At 70.8% G+C, this 8,243-nt stretch carries 8 protein-coding genes and 1 pseudogene; 6 read left to right on the forward strand and 3 right to left on the reverse strand.

The genetic code is table 11. From position 1 onward, the window contains the following. The first annotated feature begins 555 nt into the window (after positions 1 to 555). From SACHA_RS0118260 to SACHA_RS0118280, 5 genes are all read left to right on the forward strand, one after another. Positions 556 to 1,935, forward strand: coding sequence for a cytosine permease (locus SACHA_RS0118260; RefSeq protein WP_019812116.1), 1,380 nt, complete (start codon positions 556 to 558; stop codon positions 1,933 to 1,935). Further along, positions 1,932 to 2,870 carry a polysaccharide deacetylase family protein gene (locus tag SACHA_RS0118265; protein ID WP_051110275.1) on the forward strand — a complete coding sequence of 313 codons (939 nt, stop codon included), beginning with the start codon at positions 1,932 to 1,934 and terminating at the stop codon, positions 2,868 to 2,870. Before SACHA_RS0118260 ends, SACHA_RS0118265 begins: the two co-directional genes overlap by 4 nt. Further along, positions 2,870 to 3,331 carry a nucleoside deaminase gene (locus SACHA_RS0118270; protein WP_019812118.1) on the forward strand — a complete coding sequence of 154 codons (462 nt, stop codon included), beginning with the start codon at positions 2,870 to 2,872 and terminating at the stop codon, positions 3,329 to 3,331. Before SACHA_RS0118265 ends, SACHA_RS0118270 begins: the two co-directional genes overlap by 1 nt. 136 nt (positions 3,332 to 3,467) lie before the next feature. Next, on the forward strand, positions 3,468 to 4,694 hold the full coding sequence (locus SACHA_RS0118275; protein ID WP_019812119.1) for an aminopeptidase P family protein: 1,227 nt from the start codon (positions 3,468 to 3,470) through the stop codon (positions 4,692 to 4,694). A gap of 84 nt (positions 4,695 to 4,778) precedes the next feature. Beyond that, positions 4,779 to 5,576: an IclR family transcriptional regulator gene (locus SACHA_RS0118280; RefSeq protein WP_019812120.1), complete on the forward strand. Its 798-nt coding sequence runs from the start codon at positions 4,779 to 4,781 to the stop codon at positions 5,574 to 5,576. A gap of 16 nt (positions 5,577 to 5,592) precedes the next feature. Here SACHA_RS0118280 and SACHA_RS0118285 read toward each other — a convergent pair whose 3' ends face one another. The 3 genes from SACHA_RS0118285 to SACHA_RS0118295 form a co-directional block, all read right to left on the reverse strand. Continuing rightward, positions 5,593 to 6,267, reverse strand: a complete 675-nt coding sequence (locus SACHA_RS0118285; RefSeq protein WP_019812121.1) for a haloacid dehalogenase type II — start codon at positions 6,265 to 6,267, stop codon at positions 5,593 to 5,595. Between the two features lie 140 nt (positions 6,268 to 6,407). Beyond that, complete coding sequence (locus tag SACHA_RS0118290; RefSeq protein WP_019812122.1) at positions 6,408 to 6,743, reverse strand: type II toxin-antitoxin system HicB family antitoxin; 336 nt, start codon at positions 6,741 to 6,743, stop codon at positions 6,408 to 6,410. 305 nt (positions 6,744 to 7,048) lie between these two features. Further along, positions 7,049 to 7,699: a cyclase family protein gene (locus SACHA_RS0118295; RefSeq protein ID WP_019812123.1), complete on the reverse strand. Its 651-nt coding sequence runs from the start codon at positions 7,697 to 7,699 to the stop codon at positions 7,049 to 7,051. Positions 7,700 to 7,791: 92 nt separating this feature from the next. Between SACHA_RS0118295 and SACHA_RS25790 the strand changes: the two are divergent. Continuing rightward, positions 7,792 to 8,243 (forward strand): annotated as a pseudogene (locus SACHA_RS25790) (hypothetical protein); the annotation flags it as partial.

Here is an 8,243-nt window from a genome sequence, read left to right on the forward strand (position 1 = left end):
GGGCCGGTCGCCCGCCGCGCCGGGGAACGAGCCGGAGGCGTCCCCGCAGCCGCCGCAGAGTGGGCAGGCTCCGCCGCCCGGGGGGCTGCCCCAGCAGTAGGAGTACGTCGGCGATCCGGGGTCGGGAGCACGACCCGCGACACGGCAGGTGCCCTGTGGACGGGGCACCTGCCGTTTTTTCGTGTGTCGGCGTCCTCGGGTGTGCCCGGGTGGGCTCCCGGGCGGACGGTACCGGACCGCGCACCCTCAGTTGCCGCAACAGGTGTGCCGATACCGCAACTAGCGTGTGTGTCGTGCCGCGTCGGTCGGTGTGTGGAAGCCGTGAAAATTTCTTCACGCCCGGCGGTTGCGGGGTGGATGGCGTGGTCAGAACGCTTTTGTGGGAGTCGTCGCCGACCGTGGAATTGTCCGGCCGGGTTGACAGGTTTGCGGCCCCCTGCCTAGATTGCCACAACCAATTTGCGCGTGAAGCAACGCAATGAGGCGGGTCCACACGATTCCGACGATGTCCGGGCATGACGGCGCAGGTGGTGGTGTCCGTGGACAGGGAGACGCATGGTTTCTGGCCGTACCCGGCGTGGTGACGCCGGACACGACCCCGATTATCCGCTCGAGGCCGTCCCGACGGCGGCGCGCCGATCGCCCGCGGGCCTGTTCGTCCTGCTCGCGAGTTTCTTCTTCTTCACACCCACGATGCTGGCCGGGGGGCAGACGTCGGTGGGCTTCCGGTTCAGCGACTACCTGCTGATCGCGCTGGTGGCCGCGACGGTGCTCGCGCTGTACGCGGCGCTGATGGGAGTGATCAGCTCCCGCACCGGGCTGAGCACCGTACTGATCACCAAGGCCACGCTGGGGCGGGCCGGCGGCAAGTGGGCGGCCCTGCTGCTGGGCGGCACCCAGGTCGGCTGGTTCGCGGTCACCCTGGCGGTGCTGGGCGATCTGATCGGGCGTGCGCTGTCGTTCGACACGACCTGGCCGCTGGTGCTGGTGTTCGGGGCGGTCACCGCCACCGCCGCCTACATGGGCGCCAAGGGGCTGGAGATGTTGGGGTGGGTGGCCATCCCGCTGCTGCTGGTGCTGTGCGTGTGGATCGCCCAGCGCGCGATCAGCGACGTCGGCGGCTGGGGTGAGCTGATGGCGACCGAGCCCATCACCGAGATGAGTGTCGGTGCCGCGCTCACCGTGCTGATCGGGACGTTCGTCAGCGGGTCGACCCAGGTGGGGAACTGGTCCCGGTTCGCCCGCAGCGACCGGGGCGCCCTGATCGCGATCTTCATCGCGGTGATCGGTGCCCAGTCGGCGATGTACTTCTTCGGCGGCCTGGGTTCGGCCGCCTACGGCGAGCCGGACTTCGTGCTCGCGCTGTACGAGATGGGGCTGGTGGCCGCGGGCGCCGGGCTGTTGCTGCTGGCGTTGTGGACGACCAACGAGAACACCGCCTACGCCTTCGGTGTGGCCGGGGCGGAGCTGTTCTCGGTCAACGACAAGCGTCCGTTCGTCGCGGGCGGTGCGGCGCTGGGCGTGGTGCTCGCGCTCACCGGTATCTACGAGTCGCTGACGGTGTTCCTGACACTGCTGGGCACGCTCGTTCCGCCGATCGGTGGCGCGATCATGGGCCAGTTCTTCCTGGTGTGGCGCGGCAGGCTGCCGCGGCGGTACCTGACCGAGAAGGGCGGCGTGACCGGCGTGCCGATGCTGCGGTGGAGCTGCGTGGCCGCGTACCTGGTCGGCACGGTGGCCGCCGGGCTGGGATCGGCGTTCGACCTCGGCATCCCGGCAGTGCAGGGCATCATCGTCGCGGCCGTGGCCGCCCCGCTGTTGCACCTGCTGCTGTCCCGGGGCCGTGGTGCCGACACGGGCGCCCCGTCCGAGGCGGCGGGCACCCCGGACGCGGCGGACGCGGTGGACGCGGGGAGCGCGGAGCCCACGCGATGACGACGAGAGGAGAGGACCCGGTGGCGCACGGACACACCTGGCCGGAAGGGGTGCGGGCGGCGGCGTCGTTCACGTTCGACGTGGACGCCGAGTCCTGCGCCCTGGCGGCGGACCGATCCACCCACGACCGCATGTCGCTGATGTCGCACCAGTCGTACGGGCCGCTGGTCGCGGTACCCCGGCTGCTGGGGATCCTGCACCGCCAGGAGATCCGGGCGACGTTCTTCGTGCCGGGGCTGACCGCGGAGATGTATCCGGACATGGTGCGCCGGATCCGGGACGCGGGGCACGAGATCGCCCACCACGGGTACACGCACGAGCCGATGGGGTCGCTGACCCGCGACCAGGAGGCCCGGGTGCTCGACCGGGGCCTGGCGGCACTGGAGTCGGTGGCCGGGGTGCGGCCGTCCGGCTACCGCGCGCCGTGGTGGGAGCTGAACTGGCACACCCCGGAACTGTTGCTGGAGCGGGGCTTCTCCTACGAGACGAGCCTGCTGGACGGCGACCGTCCGTACGCGCTCGGCCCGGTGACCGGGCCGGACACCGGGGAGTCGCTGGTGGAGATCCCGGTGGACTGGGCTTTGGACGACTGGGAGCAGTACGCGTTCTACCCGGGCTGGACCGGCAGCGGCGTGATCGAGTCGCCGGCGAAGGCGCGGGAGCTGTGGCGGTTGGAGGCCGAGGCGATGCACCGCGAGGGCGGGTGTTTCGTGCTGACCAACCACCCGTTCCTCAGCGGGCGGCCCGGCCGTGCCCACGCGCTGGAGGAGCTGATCGAGCGGGTGAAGGACCTCGAGGGCATGTGGGTCACCACCCTGGACGAGATCGCGCGGCACACCCGGTCGCTGGGGCTGCCGCCGTACCGGCACCAGCGGATGTCGACCGAGCGGGTGCGGGACGCGTTCGCGCACCTCGAGGACTTCAGGGAGGCGTGATGGGTCCGGTCCCGACTCTCGACGAGGCGGACGCGGCGGGTCTGGAGGCGGCCTACCGGCAGGCGCGGGACGGGTTCGCCGAGGGCGGTGTCCCGATCGGCGCGAGCCTGGCCGAGGACGGGCGGGTGGTGGCCACCGGCCGCAACCTGCGGGTGCAGGAGGGTGATCCCACCGCGCACGGCGAGATCACCTGCCTGCGTCACGCCGGCCGCCGCACCGGGTACCGGTCCACGGTCCTGTACACCACGTTGGCGCCGTGCGCGATGTGCGCGGGGGCGATCGTCCAGTTCCGCATCCCGCGGGTCGTCATCGGTGAGGCGACCACGTTCGGCGGCCACCTCGACCTGCTGCGCGCGCACGGCACGGAGGTGCTGGTGGCCGACGACCCGCGGTGCCGCGACCTCATGGCCGAGTTCCAGCGCCGGTCCCCGCGGGTGTGGGTCGAGGACATCGGCGACTGACCGGCCGGGCGCACGATGCGCGATTCCGTGCCATGCGCACGATGCCCGATCCGACGGGGCCGGCCCGCGGCACGGGTGGTGCCGGCCGACGAGTTCCGTCCGCACGACACGGCGGACACGACACGCAGGAGGAACGATGAGCGAGACGCTCGAACGGCTCAAGATCATCCACAACGGTGCGAAGGAACCGCGCACCTTCTCCGACGCGGAGATGCGGCGTCGGCTGTCGACGCTGCGCAAGATCATGGCCGACGACGGGGTGGACGTGGCGCTGCTGACCTCGTACCACAACGTCAAGTACTACTCGGACTTCCTCTACACCGCCTTCGGCCGGAACTACGCCTACGTGGTCACCGCCGACGACGCGTTCACGGTGTCGGCCAACATCGACGGCGGCATGCCGTGGCGGCGCACCTACGGCGACAACGTCGTCTACACCGACTGGCAGCGGGACAACTTCTTCCACGTCATCTCCGAGACGCTGCGGTCGCGGGGCGTGCGGGCCCGGCGGGTCGGCGTCGAGGACGACACGCTGCCGGTGCAGCTGCGGCAGCAGTTCCAGGACACCTTCGACGACGCCACCCTGGTCGACATCTCACGGGCGGCGATGCGCCAGCGCATGATCAAGTCGCCGGAGGAGATCGAGGTCATCAAGCACGGCGCCCGGATCGGTGACCTCGGCGGTGAGGCCGTGAAGGCCGCCCTCGCCGAGGGCGTGACCGAGTACGAGGTGGCGCTGGCCGGAACCGAGGCGATGGTGCACGAGATCGCCCGCACCTTCCCCGCCAGCGAGATCCGGGACACGTGGGTGTGGTTCCAGTCCGGGGTGAACACCGACGGTGCGCACAACTGGCCCACCACGCGGACGCTGCGGCAGGGCGACATCCTCAGTCTGAACTGCTTCCCGATGACGTCGGGCTACTACACCGCGCTGGAGCGGACCATGTTCCTCGGTGAGCCGGACGCGCGGTCGTTGGAGCTGTGGAACATCAATGTGGACGTGCACCGGCGCGGTCTGGACCTGATCCGGCCCGGCATCAGCTGCGGCGAGATCGCGCACACGCTGAACGAGATCTACATCGAGCACGGTCTGCTCGGTAACCGCACCTTCGGCTACGGCCACTCGTTCGGCGTGCTCAGCCACTACTACGGCCGGGAGGCCGGACTGGAGCTGCGGGAGGACATCGAGACGGTGCTCGAACCGGGCATGGTGGTCTCCATGGAGCCGATGATCATGGTTCCGGAGGGTGAGCCCGGCGCGGGCGGCTACCGGGAGCACGACATCCTGGTGGTCACCGAGAACGGCGCGGAGAACATCACGAAGTTCCCGTTCGGCCCGGAGCACAACATCGTCCGCGGCTGACACGGGTCCGCCTCCGCCGCGCCCGCCTCGCCCCCTGGGCGGGTGCGGCGGAGGCACCACCGGGTGACACGAGAGGATGTCGGCATGGTGAACGACGTCGCGGACGCGGGCGAGCGGCCCGGTGGCGAGGGCCGGGCGATGTCGGTGCTGTCCAACGGCATCGCCGTACTGGGGGCCTTCAGCAGCGAGGAACCCGAACTCGGGGTGACCGAGATCGCCGCCCGGGTGGGGCTGCACAAGAGCACGGTGTCGCGCATCCTGGCGACCCTGGAACGGGAGAACCTGGTCGAGCGGGACGAGCCGTCGCGGCGGTTCCGGCTGGGGCTGGGGGTGCTGGCGCTGGCCGGGCCGTTGCTGGCCGACCTGGACGTGCGGCGGGCGGCCTACCCGGTGCTGGCCGACCTGACCCGCCGTACGGGGGAGACGGCGGCGCTGATGGTGTGGAACGACACCGAGTCGATCTGTGTGGAGCAGGTGGCCAGCCCGCACCAGGTCAAGCACACGACTCCGCTGGGCACCCGGTACAACACGGCGGCGAGCTCGTCGGTGCAGGTGTTCTGCGCCGCCCTGGAGGAGAACCGGGTGCGGGGTTTGCTGGAACGCGGGGTGCTGCACATGCCCGGTGTGGACGAGCACACCGTCGCCGCCTACGTCGACCGGCTGGCCGAGGTGCGCGAACTCGGCTACGCGGTGAACTACGGCGAGACGTCGCTGGAGGAGGCCGGCCTCGCCGCCCCGGTGGCCGACCACCGGGGCGAGCAGGTGGCCGCGGTGCTGCTGTCGGCGCCGCGGTTCCGGGTCTCGCGCGACCAGCTCGACCTGTACGGCGAGGTGGTGCGGGAGGCCGCCACGGCCATCACCGCCCGGCTCGGCGGACCCTGACCCGACGGCGGCGGCCTCAGGTGGACGGCAGCCGCAGCAGATTCCCGGCGACCTCCACGAGATCGGAGCCGGTCACGTCGGCCGCGGTGAAGACGTCGCCGTAGCGGCCTTCCAGGCGGGCGCACCAGCCGGCGAGGCAGCCCGCGCGTGTGGCTCCGTGGCAGTCCCAGGCGTGCACCGCGACCAGCGCCATGGTGGCCGGGGTGACCCCGAGCTGGTGTGCGGCCACGCGGTAGATGGACGGGGCGGGTTTCCAGATGCCTGCCTGCTCCGCGGTAATCACCTGGTCGACGTGGCGCGCCAGTCCCGCCTGTTCGAGGAACCGTGTCGTGTTGTCCGCGCTGCCGACGGTGAGGCAGCCGATGCGGATCCCGGCCTCGGACAGTTGCCGCAGCGCGGGTTCGGCGTCGGGGTGGGCGGGCAGCTGTCCGAAGCCGGCCAGGACGTGGTCGATGTCCTCTTCGGTGGCGGTGTGCTGCGTGTCGGTGCGCAGCGCCTGCCGGGCGACGGACTCGAAAGTCCCGAAGTCGCCGGCCAGGGTCAGCGCCATGGCGTCGCGCTGGAACCGCAGGAACCACGGTTGCAGCAACTGCGCGGGCTGGCCGATCTCCTCCAGGCGTGTGCGGAGAGGCTCCAGGTTCAGCAGCGTTTCGAGTACGTCGAACGCGACGGCGTGCGGGCGAGTGGACACGGGACCTCCTCGGTCGTGCAGGTCGACGGGCGCGGTGACGGCCGCACGTCACCGGACCGGGAGTACCCCACCGGCGGCGGAACGCATCCCGGCCGCCGCATCCGGGTTGTGCCCCGGGCGCGGCGGCCGGGCGACGGGTTTCACCTGCGGGCGAGTCGGTCGCTGACCAGACGGTTGAGGCTCACACCTTCCTCAGCGGCCTCGGTGGCGAGCCTGCGGTGCAGCGTCTCGGGGATACGGACGTTGAACCGCCCCGAGAACTGCTGGTCCGCGAGTGGGACCGGGATCTGCTCACCCGCCTCCCGCAGGTCCGCCACTGCCTCGGCGGCGACCCGCTCCACCCCGATCAGCGCGTCCTGCGGTGTCGCGGCGAGCCAGGACAGCGACGGGAGTTCCAGGCACGTCGCGACGAATTCCCCGTCTTCTGCCGACCAGGTGACACGGTAGGTGTAGTGCGAGGGATCAATCGCCGTCATCGTTGCCACCTTCCCCTCGGTCGATCGCTTGTACCTGGCGGACCTGGTATGCCTTCGCCTGCCCACGATCGGATTGGATGTTCACGCGCGGGTCACCGCACCACGGCGTCACGTGTTGGTCGGTGCGCGCCGCATCGCTGCCACGATCGAATCAATGGCTACCATCGCCCTTATAGTACCATTATTGACACCACCTGGGCGGGCTCACCTGCAGTCGTTCCCTGCATGCACCGTTCAGGCGTGTTCGGGAGCTGCGACGGGTGGGGCCGCGCAGCCCCAGGGTGCGGCGGACCGCACGCCGGAGTTCACCGGTCCACGGTCGCGAAGGCCCGCACCGGGAAGGTGGCGAGTCCGCGCACCGCCACCGGGACGGCGGTGAATCGGGCCCCGGTCGCCGGGAGAGCGTGCAGGCCGGTGAGGTGTTCGACGATCGGGATGTCGGCGGCCAGCAGGGCGGTGTGCGCGGGCCGTTCGCCGGTGCGGGTGTCGTCGATGTTGACCGAGTCGATCCCCACGAGCGCGGCGCCGCGGGCGGCCAGGTGCTCGGCGCCGGTCCCGGTGAGATGCGGGTGTTTCGGGTCGCCATACCGGTCGGTGCCCCAGTGCCGGTCCCAACCGGTCCGCAGCAGCACGGCGCATCCCTCGACCTCGATGTCGGCGAACGCGTCGGGATCGAAGGCGCCGTCGCCGTCGACGACGACGGTGGGCAGCAACGCGCAGCGTTCCAGCGGTAGTGCGCCGAGGTCGTGGCCGTCGCGGAAGCGGTGGGCGGGGGTGTCGAGATAGGTGCCGGTGTTGCCGACCATACTGATGCGGCCGATGGTGAACTCGGTGCCCTCCGCGTAGTGCGCACGCGAGTCCTCGTAGCTCAGGTGGTCGGCGATGTCCGGTCCCGGCAGGCCCGGATAGGTGCTCATGCCCGGTTCGAGGGCGTGGCTGAGGTCGAGAAGCCGCATCGCCCCATCATCACAGGGATCGCCGCACTCCCGCCGGTTGTATCTGCCGGCGTTCGAGGCGGCCGTTCGCAGCGGCGTGGGGACGGTGATGTGTGCCTATCCCCGGGTCAACGGCGCCCCTCAAGGACGAGTGGGGGGTCGGCGGCTTCGTGCTGACCGACTACGGCGCGGCCAAGAACACCGTCAACTCACTGAACAACGGTCTGGACCTCGACATCTGGCCCGGTACGGTGTACAGCGCGCCCGCGGTGAAGGCGGCGTTGGCGGCCTCGCAGGTGTCCGAGGCGACGATCCACGAACACGTGCGTCGCATCCTGATCCTGCGGACCCTGTTCGCGCACGGCTTCTTCGACCGGTCCGCGTTCGTGGACGACCCGTCCCGCATCGACTACGAGGCCCACGACGCCGCGGCGGGCCGCCTCGCCGAGCAGGGCCTCGTGCTGCTGCGCAACGCGGGCGACGTGCTGCCGTTCGACGCGGAGCGGCTCGGGACCCTGGCGGTGATCGGCCCGGAGGCCGACGTGATCAACAGAGGGGGCGGGTC

Source organism: Saccharomonospora halophila 8 (assembly GCF_000383775.1).
Taxonomy (GTDB): domain Bacteria; phylum Actinomycetota; class Actinomycetes; order Mycobacteriales; family Pseudonocardiaceae; genus Saccharomonospora; species Saccharomonospora halophila.

Bases quoted from the DNA above. Each gene is read 5' to 3' on its own strand.
- SACHA_RS0118270 (WP_019812118.1), top strand. From the start codon at position 2,870: ATGGGTCCGGTCCCGACTCTCGACGAGGCGGACGCGGCGGGTCTGGAG.
- SACHA_RS0118265 (WP_051110275.1), top strand. From the start codon at position 1,932: ATGACGACGAGAGGAGAGGACCCGGTGGCGCACGGACACACCTGGCCG.
- SACHA_RS0118260 (WP_019812116.1), top strand. From the start codon at position 556: ATGGTTTCTGGCCGTACCCGGCGTGGTGACGCCGGACACGACCCCGAT.
- SACHA_RS0118275 (WP_019812119.1), top strand. From the start codon at position 3,468: ATGAGCGAGACGCTCGAACGGCTCAAGATCATCCACAACGGTGCGAAG.
- SACHA_RS0118295 (WP_019812123.1), bottom strand. From the start codon at position 7,699: ATGCGGCTTCTCGACCTCAGCCACGCCCTCGAACCGGGCATGAGCACC.
- SACHA_RS0118290 (WP_019812122.1), bottom strand. From the start codon at position 6,743: ATGACGGCGATTGATCCCTCGCACTACACCTACCGTGTCACCTGGTCG.
- SACHA_RS0118280 (WP_019812120.1), top strand. From the start codon at position 4,779: ATGGTGAACGACGTCGCGGACGCGGGCGAGCGGCCCGGTGGCGAGGGC.